The following is a 14,913-nucleotide window of genomic DNA, read 5'->3' as shown; positions in this document are numbered from 1 at the left end:
AATGAAAGCAGCACGCTTCCACGGCCAGAAAGACGTCCGCATTGAGAACATCGAGGAGCCGGTAACCCGCAGCGGCACGGTGAAGATCGCCGTCGCCTGGTGCGGCATCTGCGGCACCGACCTGCACGAGTACCTCGAAGGCCCGATCTTCATCTCGGCGCCCGGCCACCCGCATCCTCTCTCCCAGGAATCCGCACCGGTCACGATGGGCCACGAGTTCTCCGGCACCATCGAAGAGGTCGGCGACGGGGTCGAGGGCCTCAAGGTGGGCGACAACGTCGTCGTGGAGCCGTACTTCGTCTGCAACGAGTACCCGCCTTGCATGGCCGGCAACTACCACCTCTGCGAGAAGATGGGCTTCATCGGACTCGCCGGCGGCGGGGGCGGCCTCAGCGAGAAGGTCGTCGTCGACCAGCGCTGGGTGCACCCGATCGGTGACATCCCCCTCGACGAGGCCGCGCTGATCGAGCCTTTGTCGGTCGCGCACCACGCCGTAGTCCGCAGTGGCGCGAAGGCCGGAGATGTCGCCCTCATCGGCGGCGCCGGCCCCATCGGCCTGCTGACGGCCGCCATCCTCAAGGGGATCGGCGTGACGACGATCGTGTCCGAGCTGAGCGTCGCCCGCAAGGAGAAGTCACTCTCGAGCGGCGCCGCCGACTACGTCGTCGACCCGACCACGGAGAACGTCAAGGCCCGCGTGCTCGAGCTCACCGACGGCGTCGGCGTGGATGTCGCGTTCGAGTGCGCCGGCGTCAACATCGTGCTCGACACGCTGCTCGACGCGCTGCGCCCGGCCGGCGTGCTGGTCAACGTCTCCATCTGGGGACACCCGGCCACTGTGGACATGCAGAAGATCGTACTCAAGGAGATCGACCTGCGCGGCACCATCGCGTACGTGCGCGACCACGAGGAGACCATCGCACTGGTGACGAGCGGCAAGATCGACCTCAAGCCGTTCATCACCGGCCGGATCGCGCTCGACGACCTCATCACCGAGGGCTTCGACACCCTGATCAACCACAACGACACCGCTGTGAAAATCCTGGTCCACCCCTAGGCAGACCGCTTGACCGCGTCAGTCCTTGGGCACCAGCGGTCCGCGCGCGACTCGCGTGGGGGCCGCCTGCGCAACCGGCTTGATCACGATCAGGTCCAGGTTGACGTGGGCGGGTCGTTCGACGCTCGACACGATCGTCTCGGCGATGTCTTCCGCGGCGAGCGGATTCGGCACCCCGGCGTAGGCCGCGGCGGCCTTCTCCGCATCACCGTCAAAGCGCACCAGCCCGAATTCCTCGGTCTGCACCATCCCGGGGGCAACCTCGATCACCCGGATCGGCTCGCCATTCAATTCCAAGCGCAAGACTTCCATCAGGGCGTGCGCGGCGAACTTCGCCGCGTTGTACCCTCCACCTCCGAGGTAGGCGACATGACCGGCAATGGACGTGACCGTGACGATGTCGGCGGCGCCGCCCTGCTCCCGAATCGCGGCCCGCAGCAGCGGCAGCACCGCGCTCGTGACCCGCTTGACCGCAAGCACGTTGATCTCGAACATCCAGGCCCAATCCTCGACCCTCGACTCCTCGACGCTATCGAGCCCCACCGCGCCGCCCGCATTGTTGACCAGCGCGTGCACCGGCCCGGACGCCGCGAGGAAGTCCCGCAGCGCGTCCACATCGGCCTGCCGGGTGAGGTCGGCCGTGAAGACCTGCGCCCCGGTCTCCGCCTGCAGCGCCGCGAGGCGGTCGGCGCGGCGGGCCACCCCCACCACGTCCCAGCCCCGCTGGCGGAACAGGCGCACCGTGGCGGCACCAATCCCCGAACTCGCGCCGGTCACAACGACTCTCTGTGTACCCATGACTCCATTCTGGTCGGAGAACCCTCATGATGAGTCCACGCGTCGCCGGAACGCCGCACGTGCAGAAAAGACGGGTGCCGCTCTGGGACAACGCGCGCTGGATCGCGATCACCCTGGTGGTGCTCGGGCACGCCATCCTGAAGCTCATCGCCGAGTCGGATGTCGCCTACGAGTTCTACCTGTTCGTCTACGCCTTCCACGTTCCGCTGTTCGTCGCCGTCAGCGGGTATTTCGCCCGGTCGGGCCCACTCGGCACCCGCCAGCTGCACCGGTTAGTCACCGACATCGTGCTCCCCTACGTGGTCTTCGAGACGATCTGGACGCTCGCGCGTTGGCTGCTCGGCGGCGAATTCCGGCTGGACTACTCGACCCCGTCCTGGACGCTGTGGTTCCTGATCGCGCTCCTGATCTGGCGCCTCGCGCTGCCTTTCCTCGTGCTGCTGCGCCATCCCCTGCTGATCAGCGTGGTCATCTCCGTCGGCGCCGGGTACTCCGAATCGATCGACAGCACCTTCGCCATCTCGCGCACGCTCGGGCTGCTGCCGTTCTTCGTCTTCGGCTGGCAGCTGCGCCAGTGGAAGCTCACCGACCGCTGGCTGGGGTTGAACACCGCCGGGGTGTGGCGCTGGCGGATCGGCGCGATCACACTGTTCACGGCACTGTTGGGCCTGATCGTGGCGAACATCGACGCACTGCGCGTGGCGCAGGTGCGCCAGTTCCTGCTCTACGACAAGGCCTACCCCGCCTTCGGCTACGACGAGCTCTGGGCCGGCGGCATCCGTCTGGGTCTGATCCTGCTCGCGTTCGCCCTCGTCGTCGCCTTCCTGGTGCTCATTCCGCGGCGACGCACCTGGTTCACGACCTACGGTGCGGCAACCATGTACATCTACCTTCTGCACAGCTTCGTGCTGTTCCCCCTGCGGGAGAGCGGGGTGCTCGGCGGGCCCCAGCCGGGCTGGGTGCTGCCCGCGACAATCGGTTTCAGCGTGCTGATCTCCGTCGCGCTCTCGCAGCGCATCGTGCGCACGGTCTTCCACCCGCTGATCGAGCCGCGCGCGCGCTGGCTGTTCCGCAGGAAGGCTCGCACCGACACCGGCACGATCGTGCTGCCGCACCTGGAGGCGCCGGTCGACACTTCGTCGGCCGGGCCACCCGCCGGCACGGCGCCGGATGCGCCGCGCTGACCGCTTCGTGACGCCGTGTTGCGGTGTCCGTTGCCAGGCCGAGGACCCCCTGCCTAAACTCGCAGGCAGAGCGCTGGAGGGTCCACGCTCGTCGAGGATCACCCGGGAGATCACCTCATGAGCGACAACGTTGCAGACTGGAAGTTCGAAACCAAGCAGGTGCACTCCGGTGCCCAGCCCGACCCGACCACCAACGCCAGGGCCACCCCGATCTACCAGACCACGTCCTACGTGTTCAACAACGCCCAGCACGCGCAGAACCTGTTCGCCCTGGCCGAGTTCGGCAACATCTACACCCGCATCATGAACCCGACCCAGGCCGTCGTCGAGGAGCGCGTCGCCGCCCTCGAAGGCGGCACCGCGGCCCTGCTCCTGGCCTCGGGCCAGGCCGCCTCCACCTTCGCGGTGCTGAACATCGCCCAGGCCGGCGACCACATCGTCTCGTCCAGCTCGATCTACGGCGGAACCTACAACCTGTTCAAGTACACGCTGGCCAAGCTGGGCATCGAGACCACCTTCGTCGAGAACCAGGACGATGCCGAGGAATGGCGCCGGGCGCTGCGCCCGAACACCAAGCTGTTCTTCGCCGAGACCATCGGCAACCCCAAGATCAACGTGCTCGACATCCGTCTCGTGGCCGATGTGGCCCACGCCGGCGGGGTGCCGCTCATCGTCGACAGCACCATCGCCACCCCCTACCTGATCCGGCCGTTCGAGCACGGCGCGGACATCGTCGTGCACTCGGCCACGAAGTTCCTCGGCGGCCACGGCGCCGTGATCGGCGGCGTCATCGTCGACGGCGGCACGTTCGAATGGTCCAAGAACGTCGAGAAGTTCCCCGGCCTCACCGAGCCGGACCCGTCGTACCACGGTGTCAGCTACACGGGCGCGGTCGGCGACGGAATCGCCTACATCATCAAGGCGCGCGTGCAGCTGCTGCGTGACCTCGGTTCCGCGATCGCCCCGGCGAGCGCCTGGCAGCTGATCCAGGGCATCGAGACGCTCAGCCTGCGCATCGAACGCCACGTTCAGAACGCCCAGGACATCGCCGAGTGGCTCGAGAACCACCCCGACATCGCCTCGGTCAACTACGCCGGGCTGCCGTCGAGCCCCTGGTACGCCGCCGCCAACACATACGCGCCCCGCGGTGTCGGGGCCGTCCTGTCCTTCGAGTTGACGGGCGGAGTGGATGCCGGCCGCGCCCTGGTCGACAACCTCGCGCTGTTCAGCCACCTGGCCAACATCGGCGACGTGCGCTCGCTCGTCATCCACCCGGCCTCGACCACGCACGCGCAACTCACCCCGGAGCAGCAGCTCACCGCCGGTGTGACGCCGGGCCTGGTGCGCCTCTCGGTCGGCATCGAGAACATCGCCGACCTGAAAGCCGACCTGGAGACCGGCCTGGCAGCCGCCCGCGCGGTCGTGCAGACATCCCGCGCCAACGCCTGACCCACCCGGCCGCCGCCTCCTCCCGGCACCCGCTCCTCCCGGCACCTACTCCTCCCGGCACCCGCTCCTCCCGGCACCCGCTCCTCCCGGCACCCGCTCCTCCCGGCACCCGCTCCTCCCGGCCGGTAAGCACTCAACCGGCCGGTAACCAATTCGACGGAGATTTTGGCCGCCAGCCTCGATTTCGGCCCGTTTACGGCCCAAATCGGCAAAATCTCCGTCGAATTCGTTCGGGCGGCGGGCTGACCGGGCTCCGCCGTGTCCGGTAACAAAGCGCCGGAAGGGCTGTCCACCCGGCAGAATAGGGGGCCTATGGACTGGCAATATTCGGCAGACACCGTCCCGTCGAGCTTCGTGACCGAAGCCCAGGCTCGGTCGCTTCTCGGCAAACCCCCGGCGACGGGTGCCTGGCGCGACGGCGATCCCGTGGGAAACCGCCGTTTCCTCGACGTCGGCCCTCTGCACTTCGAGGCCGGCGGCACCCTCGGGGCCGTGCGGATCGCCTACGAGACCTGGGGTGAGCGTTCCCCGAACGGCGACAACGCCCTGCTCGTGCTGCACGCCCTCACCGGCGACAGCCACCTAGTCGGCCCGGCCGGCGACGGCCACGCGACCGCGGGTTGGTGGAGCGGCATCGTCGGCCCCGGCCTGGCCATCGACACCGACCGCTGGTTCGTGGTGGCCCCGAACATGGTCGGCGGCTGCCAGGGCAGCACCGGTCCGGCCTCCCTCGCGCCCGACGGCTCCGAATGGGGCACCCGGTTCCCCTACCTCACCATTCGCGACCAGGTCGCCGCGCAGGTCGCCTTCGCCGACCGGCTCGGCATCGACCGCTGGGCCGCGGTCGTCGGAGGCTCGATGGGCGGGATGCACGCGCTCGAGTGGGCCATCGAGCATCCGTCCCGCGTAGCCCGCCTGGCAATCCTCGCGGCGCCGCCGGTGACGACCGCCGACCAGATCGCGCTGAACTCCGTGCAGATCGAGGCCATCCGCAGTGACCCGTTCTTCCGGTCCGGCGACTACTACGACGCAGCGGACGGCGACGGCCCGACCCGCGGCCTCGCCCTCGCCCGGCGGATGGCGCTGCTGAACTACCGCAGCCCCGAGGAACTCAACCTACGCTTCGAGCGCGGCTGGCAGAGCGAGATCAGCCCCCTCGGCGCGGGCGGACGGTTCGCCGTCGAGTCCTACCTCGATTTCCACGGCAACAAGTTCACCCGGCGGTTCGACGCGAACAGCTACATCGTGCTGGTCGAGGCCATGAACTCGCACGACATCGGCCGCGGCCGTGGCGGCGTCGCATCCGCCCTGGCCCGCATCGATGCGCTCAGCGTCGTCGTCGGCATCGACAGCGACCGACTCTTCCCCCTCGAGGGCCAACGGGTCATCGCCGCCCACCTGCCGGGCAACATCGACGGCACGGATGCATTCACGCTCCACTCCGGCTTCGGCCACGACGGTTTTCTGATCGAGAACGATGCCATCGGCACCCAGCTGCGGCGCGTCTTGACCTCGCCCGCTCCCCCGCGCCGGGCTTGACACGGTTTCCGATCGGGACAAGCTTGACAGGCAGGTCAGGGAGCGAAAACGCGCTGAACCGAGTCGAATCTCTGAATGGGACGTACCCTGAATCGAGACGTATCCGAGGAGAGGACGCACGCCATGAAACCCGGTTTCGTCATCATGCTGATCTTCGGGGCGATCCTCTCCCTGCTCGGTTTCTCGCTGGCCATCGCCGGGGCGACGGCCGCCGTGGTCAACGCGCAGGACGATGACGGCTACCTCACCAGCCCCGCCCGTTCGTTCTCGGTGCAGACGTACGCGCTCACCTCGCCCCGCATGGGCTCGATCGAGATCCAGGACGTGCCGGCGGAGATCGGCGGCGTCCGGCTCCGCGCGGCCTCCACCTCCGCCGTGGACGTCTTCATCGGCATCGCGCCCCAGGCCGACGTCGACCGCTACCTGGCGGGGGTGAATCACACCGAGCTGCGCAACCTGGACATCAGCCCCTTCCGTGCGGTCTATCGGGACATCCCGGGTAGCGGCACCCCCGAAGCCCCCGGCGACCAGGACTTCTGGGCGTCATCCGCCGAGGGTTCCGGCACCCAGCAGATCGACTGGGATCTGACGAGCGGCAGGTGGGCGGTCGTCGTGATGAACGCGGATGCGAGTCCCGGCGTCTCCGTCGCGTTGCAGGCCGGCGTGCGCTTCGCGTTCCTCGGCCCGCTGGCCGTCGGGTTGCTGCTGGTCGGCCTGTTGATCCTGCTGACCGGCCTGGTGCTGACCGTGTTCGGGGCCATCGGGCTGGGCCGCGGCACTCCGCCCGCCCCCGGCGCGGCACCCGGCACCCCCGTCGGAGCGAGCGCCCCCGGCGCCGCCGCGGTGCCGACCGCTCCCGGTGAGCGGATCTTCCCCGCCCGGCTGACCGGCACCCTCGACGAGGGGCTGTCCCGCTGGCTGTGGCTGGTGAAGTGGATCCTGATCTTCCCACACGTGGTCGTGCTGCTGTTCCTGTGGTTCGGGTTCTTCGTCACCACGATCGTCGCCGGTTTCGCGATCCTGTTCACCGGCCGGTACCCGACGGCCATCTTCCAGTTCAACGTCGGCGTGCTGCGCTGGAGCTGGCGGGTCTCCTTCTACGCCTACTCGGCGCTCGGCACCGACCGGTACCCGCCGTTCAGCCTGACCTCGTCGGCCGACTACCCCGCAGACCTGCAGGTCGACTACCCCCAGCGGCTCTCGCACGGGCTCGTCCTGGTCAAGTGGTGGCTGCTGGCGATTCCGCACCTGGTGATCGTGGCGGCCTTCACCGGTAGCGCGACGACCTGGCGCTATGACGGGGACGACTGGATCTCGAACACCGCCCCCTCCCTGATCGGAGTGCTGGTGCTGGTCGCCGCCGTCATCCTCCTCTTCACCGGCCGGTACCGGCGCAGCCTGTTCGACCTGATCCTCGGCATCAACCGCTGGATCTTCCGGGTGACCGTCTACACCGCCCTGTTCCGCGACGAGTACCCACCGTTCCGCCTCGACCAGGGCGGCGGCGACACCCCGGCGCGCGCCCAGATCACACCGGCAGCACCCGCCGCGTCTGACGCATCCGTTGCGCCCGCCGGCGGACCGCCGTCGAGCATGCCCTGACCGGCGGCCCGTGCCCGCCAAGGACGCTTCCGGCAGGGCAGGCGCCGACGGATGCCGCGGGCCGCTCCGGGGAACCGACGCCGGGCAGGTAGGGTGCTGTATAGAGGGCCAAGAGGGGTGAAGCCGCCGCTATGCAACGCATCTACAAGGAACGTGACCGTCTGCTTCGCCGAGCGGCTCGCCTGTGCGGCCTGGCCGGCTCGGCCGCCGCACTCCTCGCGATGCTCGTCCCGGGCGGCCTGACCGTCAGCACCCTCGCCCGGAGCCTGCCGCTGCTGCTGTTGCTGGTGGCCGGCCAGTACCTGCTCGGCCGGTCCGGGCGGATGCGCTGGGTCGCCTTGATCCTGTTCTCCGGCATCGCCGTGATCCTGCTGGTCGGTTGGTCAGGCCGGCGTGCCACCGGCCTGAACCTGGTCGAGCAGGCGGTCATCGGCGGAATCGCCGCCGGGGCCCTGAGCTGCGTCGCCCTCGTGCTCGTGGTCAGCGCCTCCCGCCGCCTGGTTCTGTTTGCGGCCTTCGGCGCGACGGTCGCCGGCGTGATCGCCGCCACCCGCGCCTCGTCCGACACCACTGTGCCGCTCCTTCTCACCCTCAGCATCTGGCTCGCGATCACCCTGGTGGCCTGGTGGCTGGCCCAGAGCGTGCCGCGTGTCATGGCGCGCATCTCCTTCATCGGACGGGCCCACCTCTCCGAGCGCCATGCCAGCGAGCTCGAAGCCCAACGCCGGCAGGATGCCCGGCTGCTGCACGACACCGTGCTGGCCACCCTCACCCTGCTCGCGCACTCCGGTGTCGGCGTCAGCCCGGCCGCGCTCCGCCAGCAGGCCGGCGATGACGCCCGGCTGCTGCGGCAGCTACGGCTCGGCGGTCTTCCCACCCCGCGCCGCTCCGGGGTATACACGCTCGAGCCGGCCACCGAGTCGATGCTCGGCAGCACCCTGGAATCGGTCAAGCAGCGCTTCGGGCGGATGGGCCTCGACGTGGACTGGCACGGCAGCGGCCAGGTTCTCCTGCCCAGCGATGTGCTCGACTCCTTCCTCCTCGCGCTCGGCGAGTGCCTCGAGAATGTGCGACGCCACGCCGGCGTCGCCCGCGCCGACGTGACGATCACGGATGACGACACGACCGTGCGCGCCATGGTCACCGACGCGGGGGTCGGATTCGATCTCAGCAGGGTCAGCGCCGAACGCCTCGGGTTCGCCGAGTCGGTCGTGGCCCGCCTGCGCGATGTGGGCGGCAACGCTCGGCTCTTCTCCTCCCCCGGCTCGGGCACCACGGTCGTGCTCGAGGTGCCCAAATGACCGACCCCGGCATCGTCGACACCCGCAGCCGTGACGTGCGCCGGGCCGCGGGCGCGCCCGACCAACCGGGTACTCAGGACCGCCAGGAACGCCGGGAGCGCCGGCGCAGCTTTCGACGCCCCGAACGCACCGAGCAGACCACGCGGGCGAATCAGAGCGGCCTGGGCGGCCGCCACCTTGGCATCGGCCTGTCGTTCAGCGGCGGTTTCATCGCCCTGTTCCTGTTCGGGCAGTTCGCGGTGCAGTGGGGCGAGTATCCCGACCCGACGCCCAGCCTCATCGCCTGGGTTCTCCTTCTGACGACCACGGTCCTGTCGCTGATCACGGTGCAGCGCCTTTCGGCGCGGATGCCGGATTGGCTGTTCGCCACCGCCCTCGCCGCCGGGGCCGCCGTGGCGGCGCTCGACCTGATCGGGTCCTGGGGCGAGACCGGCTCCGGCGTCTACCCGACGGCCGCCGCTGCCGTCGGCACCCTGCTGATCTCGCTGGCCACCGTGCGCCGAGGCCGCGACGTCGTCTTCGCCGCGATGGCGCTCGGCGTGCTGCTCTTCCTCGGAGCGCTCACCGAGGAACGGGCCGACCCACTCACCTTCGCTCCCGATCTCCTAACGATCAGCCTCGCCATCCTGCCTCCGCTGCTCGGCGTGGCCACGGTGCGGGGCTTCCGCCGGATGACCCAGCGCGAGCTCGACCTGGTGCTGGTGCAGAGCACCATCTCCCAGCCGCAATTCGCGGTGGGGATGTTCGCCTCCGAAGAACTCGCCCGCATCGACCTCGACGCGGAGACCCTGCTCGACGACGTCGCGAAGGGACGCACGGCACTGCCGCTGAGTCCCGAGAAGTCGACGACGGCTGCAGCCCTCGCCACACAGCTGCGGCTGCACCTGATCCGAGGCCGCCGGGAGACCTGGCTGCACCACGCGATCACCGAGTCCGAGTTCCTCGGACCGTCTGTCAGCCTGCACGATCCGGCGGGGCTGGCCGGCATGCTCGACCCTGACCAGCGCGACGCCCTGCTCCGCACGATCTGGCTGCTGATCAGCGACACAACTCGCGCTGAGGCATCCGTTTCACTCTCTCTCGGACCGATTCGGCCCACGCACGGCGTCACCGCACGCCAGAAGTTACGATTTCCGATCGAATTGGCGACGACGGGTGTGCCACGGCGTCGAGTGGACCCCGAGACGTGGCAAGCTATCCGAGTAGTCGGCCCGCACGTCGATTCCAGCCGAGACGGAAGTCTGCACGTGGAAATCGAGTGCAGCATCGACAATCCTGCGGATGCCTAGGGTCCGTCGAACAACGCTGTTGAGCTTCTCAGTCGGGGCCAGAAGCACAAGGAGACAGAAGTGACGAACATAACCACGTTGAGCACTGCCGCACCGAGCAAGGACAACCCCATCCGGCTGGCCCTTGTCGACGACCACCGCATGCTGCTGGGGGCCCTCACCGAGTGGATCCGGGGGGCCGCGGACGACATCAACATGGTCGCCGCCGTCACCACCTGGCCCGAGCTGCTCACCCACCCCGAATTTCCCGTCGACGTCGTGCTCCTCGACCTCGACCTCAAAGACAACATTCCGGTCTCCCTGAAGATCTCGACGCTCAAGACGGCTGGCGTGAAGACCGTGCTGATGAGCACCTACTCCGAGGCCGGGCTCGTGCGCGAGGCGCTGGCCGCCGGCGCACTCGGCTACCTGGTGAAGAGCGAGGAGGCGACGATGATCGTCGAGGCGATCCGCTCCGCCTATGACGGCGAATCCTTCATCTCGGCCGAACTGGACGAAGCCCTCAACAACGGCGCGAACGGCGGTTCACCTCGCCTCAGCGCGCAGGAGCGCCGGGTGATGGCCCTCTACGGCGCGGGCGAGCCGGTCAAGGCCGTCGCGCACCAGCTCGGCATCTCCGAGGAGACCGCGAAGAGCTATCTCAAGCGCATCCGCGAGAAGTACCGTCTCGCGGGCTTCGACGTGGGTACCAAGGTCGCCCTGCGTAAGCGCGCCATCCACGACGGCATCCTGCTCCAGGGAGACTGACCCCCCGCGCCGCGAAACGTCGCGGCTACTCCGCGGCGACCACCCGGATGGCCGCGGTGCCGTACGGCAGCTCCACCCCGTTGCCCCGCCGGACACGGTCCACGAGGAACGTCGCCACGGTGAGCAGCAGGCCGAGGCCGCTCAGACCCAGGCCGATCCAGACCGGGGCGACGTAGCCGAGGCCGCCCGCGATGGCGAGACCGCCGAGGAACGCCCCGAGGGCGTTGCCGACGTTGAGCGCCGAGTGGTTCAGCGCCGCGGCGATCGACTGGCTGTCGTGGGAGACGTCCATCAGCCGGGTCTGGATCGTCGGCGACAACGCCGACGAGGCGGCGCCGACGAAGAACACGCCGATCAGCAGTCCGGGGACGGACTCGGCCGACAGAGCCAGCCCGGTCAGGGCCAGCAGCATCACGACGAAGAAGCCGTACATGCTGCGGCGCACGCTCCGGTCGGCCAGCGCGCCGCCGATGAAGTTGCCGATCGTCATGCCCACGCCGATCACCACCAGCACGAGCGGGACCGCGCCGGCTCCGAGGCCCGTGACCTCCATCACCAGCGGGGCCACGTAGGTGTACACGGCGAAGAGCCCGCCGAACCCGACGGCGCCGATGCCCAGCGCGAACCAGACCTGCACCCGACCGAAGGCGCGCAGCTCACTGCGCATGGTGGCCTGAGGGTTGCCGTCCTGCAGAGGCACCAGGGCGGCCACGGCGACGAACGTCGCCGCGAAGATGGCGGCGACGACGAGGTAGGCCACCCGCCAGCCGGATGTCTGGCCGAGCCAGGTGATCGAGGGCACGCCGATGACATTCGCAATGGTCAGGCCGCCGAGCACGAGGGCCACGCCGCGGGCCCGCTTGCCGGGGCCCATCAGGTCGGCCGCCACCAGGGAGGCGATCCCGAAATAGGCGCCGTGCGGCAGTGCGGCCACGAACCGGGCCGCAAGAACCAGCCCGAACGTAGGCAGCAGCGCCGATGCGATGGTGCTCAGCGTGAACGCGGCCAGCAAGGCGAGCAGCAGCTGTTTGCGCGGCCAGCGGGCGGCTGCCGCGGCGATCGTCGGGGCCCCGACGACGACGCCGAGGGCATACGCCGTGATCAGCCAGCCTGCCTGCGCGTTGGCGGCATCCGGGGAGGAGGCGTAGAGCGCGGGGAGGAGGTCCTGGGCCAGGTCGGGCAGCAGTCCCATGGCCACGAATTCGGTCGACCCGATGCCGAATCCACCGAGAGCCAGGGCGAGCAGGGCATAACGGATGCGGGCCGGCGACAGTGTCGCCGACCCGTCAGAAGAATCAGGCATGCCCCCCAGACTACGGGGCAGCGGTCCCGAACGAATTCGACGGAGATTTTGCTCAGAACACCGTCTTTGGGCTCAAAAACGGGTGTTTGACCCAAAATCTCCGTCGAATTTGCTCGACGCTTGGCACGGCGTTCCCGGACGCACCTGACTACGGGGCAGGGGCGGCGGCGGCCGATCCGTCGGCCTCGGCCAGGGCGGCCTCGAGGCGCTCGACCTTACCGGTCAGCTCGCCGGTGCGGCCGCCCCGGATGTCGGCCTTGAGCACCAGGGACACGCGCGGCCCCCAGGCGCCGACGGCTTCGGTGGCGGCTTTGACCACCCCGAAGACCTCGTCCCAGTCGCCCTCGATCGTGGTGAACATCGAGTCGGTGTGGTTGGGCAGGCCGGATGCGCGCACGATGCGCACGGCCGCGGCGACCGCGTCGTGCACGGACCCGTCATCATCGTGGGCGCCGGACGGGGCGACGGAGAATGCAACCAGCATGGGTTACTCCTTCTGATCGGGGGTGGATGGGAACAGGATCTGCCGCACGGCCCAGCCGAGCAGCACGACCTCGAGCACGTTGCGCACGGTCAGCACCAGCACCAGCGCCGGGTCTGCCGAGAGCAGGAGGTCGTAGAGGTGCGGGTAGACGAACTGGGTCAGGGCCGCGATGACGAGTCCGAGCACGGCGGGAAACCGCCAGGCGCGCCCTCGCATCAGCAGCCCGAGGAGGATGGGCGCGGCCAGCCAGGTCGTGAACTGCGGAGAGCCGACCTTGTTGACGACGATCAGGGTCAGCACCAGGGCCAGCGCCAGAGGCGGGAACAGACCGGCCGGGTCGGCGCCCGCGCGCAGCCTCTGCCAGGCGAGCAGCACCACGGCGAGCACGCAGAGGGCGAGCAGGGGGGTCATCGCCGCGATGGCGACGTTCGTGCCGGTGCCGATGATCTGGAAGGTGAGGATCTGCCGGTCGTAGTAGAGATAGCTGCCCGGTATACCCAGCGCGGCCTGCCACATCCAGAGGCCGGCGACCGGGGACTCGATCTGGATGCCGCGGTTCGTCTGCTCGCCGACGAAGCTCAGCACGTTCGGGCCGCTGCCGCTGACGAGCGCCATCAGAACGATGCCCAGGCTCGTGGCGACCGCTGCGGCGACCACCCGCCAGCGGTCTTTCGACACCACGAACAGCGCGATGACCAAGGCGACCGGCCAGATCTTGACCCAGGTGGCCAGGGTCAGCAGCACGGCGCCCCAGACCGGCCGGGTTCCGACGAGAAGCACCGCGACGATCGCCAGCGGCACGGTGACCGCATCGATCCGGGCGAGCGCGATGGGCCCGAGCAGCAGCAGGAAGCCCAGCCACCAGGCCGCCGCTCCGAGGGCTCGCCGGTTGCGGCCCCGACCGAGCAGCAGCGCGAACGCCCCGGCATTGAGCACGGTCACGAGACCGAGCCAGGAGGTGGCGTAGAGGTCCGGACCGAACACGAGCGGCGCGAAGATCGGCAGGAGCGCCAGTAGCGGATAGACGAAGCCGGTGGTGATGCCCACGACGTCGGCGCCGGATGCCGCGTCCATCGCCCAGCCGAGGTAGACGACCTCCACGTCGCCCAGCGGCCAGCCGGGGGCCGCGAACGCGAGCCACCAGAGCACTCCGTGCACAAGGGTGAAGCCCGCCCAGAGCAGCGTCCGCAACGCCGGCAGGCCGGGGCCGACGGCCAGGCGTTCTGCGAAGGATTGGGGCACGGTCCACCTTCCCACACCCCCGGCCGCGGCCGTCAGCGCGAGGCGAGCAGTTCCGCGACGGTGGCCGGCACGGCGCCGGCGATGTCGAGCGCGGTGATCGGGCCGCCGTCAGAAGCCCGGGCCGCGGCCCGGGCGTGCACCAGTGCGGCCGTTGCAGCGAGACGGGCCGGCGCGGCGGCATCCGTCTGGATCGCCCGGGAATGCGTGGCCAGCAGGGCGCCGAGGATGCCGCCGAGCACGTCCCCCGACCCGGCCGTCGCCAGCCAGGAGGGTGCCTTCGACACCGTCAGCCGGGTGCCGTCAGGCGCCGCGATCCAGGTGACGCTGCCCTTGAGCAGCACCGTGACGCCGAGGCCGGTCGCGGCGCGCACGGCCCACTCCCCCGGCGCGGCGGCCACCTCCGAGCCGGCCACCGACTCACCCTGCGGGGCGAGCAGCCGGGTGAGCAGGCGCGCGAGCTCGCGGTAGTGCGGGGTGATCACGACGGGCCCGGTCGCCCGGCCGACCAGGTCGAGGGCCCCGGCGTCGCAAACGGTGGGCAACCCCTCGGCCAGGGCTCCGAGCAGCGCCGCCTCGGTCACACGGTCGCGCATCGCGGCGTCCTGGCCGGAGCCGAGCAGCCAGGCCTGCACCTGCCCGGCGGCGGTGACGGCCTCCGGCCGGCGCTGCAGCACGAGGTCGGACGGCCGCCGCGGGCCGAGGTAGCGCACCATCCCGACACCGGTGCGGAGGGCGGCCTCGACTCCGAGCACCGCAGCCCCGGGGTACTCGTCCGAGCCCGTTCTCACGCCCAGCACCCCACGGCGGTACTTGTCGTCGTCCACCCGCGGAACCGCGATCCAGTCGCGGGCGCGTGCGCCGTCCCATTCCAGCCATCCCCGTGGTTCGCTCATGCACTCACGATAGGTTGTTTCGAGT

At 69.6% G+C, this 14,913-nt stretch carries 13 protein-coding genes; 8 read left to right on the top strand and 5 right to left on the bottom strand.

Annotated features, from left to right (window positions below; genetic code table 11):
• Nucleotide 1 precedes the first annotated feature (1 nt).
• Entirely contained in the window at nt 2–1,057 is a 1,056-nt protein-coding gene (locus E3O67_RS10625) for a 2,3-butanediol dehydrogenase (RefSeq protein WP_135102674.1), read from the top strand.
• Between the two features lie 18 nt (nt 1,058–1,075).
• Here the strand turns inward: E3O67_RS10625 and E3O67_RS10620 are convergent, their stop codons facing one another.
• Entirely contained in the window at nt 1,076–1,855 is a 780-nt protein-coding gene (locus E3O67_RS10620; RefSeq protein WP_134429050.1) for an SDR family oxidoreductase, read from the bottom strand.
• A gap of 26 nt (nt 1,856–1,881) precedes the next feature.
• Between E3O67_RS10620 and E3O67_RS10615 the strand changes: the two genes are divergently transcribed.
• From E3O67_RS10615 to E3O67_RS10585, 7 genes are all read left to right on the top strand, one after another.
• Nucleotides 1,882–3,039, top strand: a complete 1,158-nt coding sequence (locus tag E3O67_RS10615) for an acyltransferase family protein (protein ID WP_134429048.1) — start codon at nt 1,882–1,884, stop codon at nt 3,037–3,039.
• 117 nt (nt 3,040–3,156) lie between these two features.
• Nucleotides 3,157–4,488, top strand: coding sequence for a bifunctional o-acetylhomoserine/o-acetylserine sulfhydrylase (locus E3O67_RS10610; protein WP_134429046.1), 1,332 nt, complete (start codon nt 3,157–3,159; stop codon nt 4,486–4,488).
• Between the two features lie 312 nt (nt 4,489–4,800).
• Nucleotides 4,801–6,027 (top strand): homoserine O-acetyltransferase, encoded by a 1,227-nt coding sequence (locus tag E3O67_RS10605; protein ID WP_134429044.1) that lies wholly within the window; start codon nt 4,801–4,803, stop codon nt 6,025–6,027.
• Between the two features lie 123 nt (nt 6,028–6,150).
• Entirely contained in the window at nt 6,151–7,629 is a 1,479-nt protein-coding gene (locus E3O67_RS10600; protein ID WP_135102673.1) for a DUF4389 domain-containing protein, read from the top strand.
• A 131-nt stretch (nt 7,630–7,760) separates the two neighbouring features.
• Nucleotides 7,761–8,930, top strand: coding sequence for a sensor histidine kinase (locus E3O67_RS10595; protein WP_135102672.1), 1,170 nt, complete (start codon nt 7,761–7,763; stop codon nt 8,928–8,930).
• Entirely contained in the window at nt 8,927–10,219 is a 1,293-nt protein-coding gene (locus E3O67_RS10590) for a hypothetical protein (protein ID WP_134429038.1), read from the top strand. Before E3O67_RS10595 ends, E3O67_RS10590 begins: the two co-directional genes overlap by 4 nt.
• 69 nt (nt 10,220–10,288) lie before the next feature.
• Nucleotides 10,289–10,966: a response regulator transcription factor gene (locus E3O67_RS10585; RefSeq protein WP_255575837.1), complete on the top strand. Its 678-nt coding sequence runs from the start codon at nt 10,289–10,291 to the stop codon at nt 10,964–10,966.
• Between the two features lie 25 nt (nt 10,967–10,991).
• On the opposite strand, the gene E3O67_RS10580 is transcribed toward E3O67_RS10585, so the two are convergent.
• The 4 genes from E3O67_RS10580 to E3O67_RS10565 form a co-directional block, all read right to left on the bottom strand.
• Nucleotides 10,992–12,269, bottom strand: a complete 1,278-nt coding sequence (locus tag E3O67_RS10580) for an MFS transporter (protein ID WP_135102671.1) — start codon at nt 12,267–12,269, stop codon at nt 10,992–10,994.
• 148 nt (nt 12,270–12,417) lie between these two features.
• Nucleotides 12,418–12,753: a thiamine-binding protein gene (locus tag E3O67_RS10575; RefSeq protein WP_134429034.1), complete on the bottom strand. Its 336-nt coding sequence runs from the start codon at nt 12,751–12,753 to the stop codon at nt 12,418–12,420.
• Between the two features lie 3 nt (nt 12,754–12,756).
• Entirely contained in the window at nt 12,757–13,995 is a 1,239-nt protein-coding gene (locus E3O67_RS10570; protein ID WP_241979203.1) for a glycosyltransferase 87 family protein, read from the bottom strand.
• Nucleotides 13,996–14,027: 32 nt separating this feature from the next.
• Nucleotides 14,028–14,888 carry an ADP/ATP-dependent (S)-NAD(P)H-hydrate dehydratase gene (locus tag E3O67_RS10565; RefSeq protein WP_134429032.1) on the bottom strand — a complete coding sequence of 287 codons (861 nt, stop codon included), beginning with the start codon at nt 14,886–14,888 and terminating at the stop codon, nt 14,028–14,030.
• Nucleotides 14,889–14,913 lie beyond the last annotated feature (25 nt).

The organism is Cryobacterium sp. TMT3-29-2, assembly GCF_004564305.1.
GTDB classification, from domain to species: Bacteria; Actinomycetota; Actinomycetes; order Actinomycetales; family Microbacteriaceae; genus Cryobacterium; species Cryobacterium sinapicolor.
Note: the sequence above shows the minus strand (reverse complement) of the source record. Positions and strands in the feature narration are given on the sequence as shown.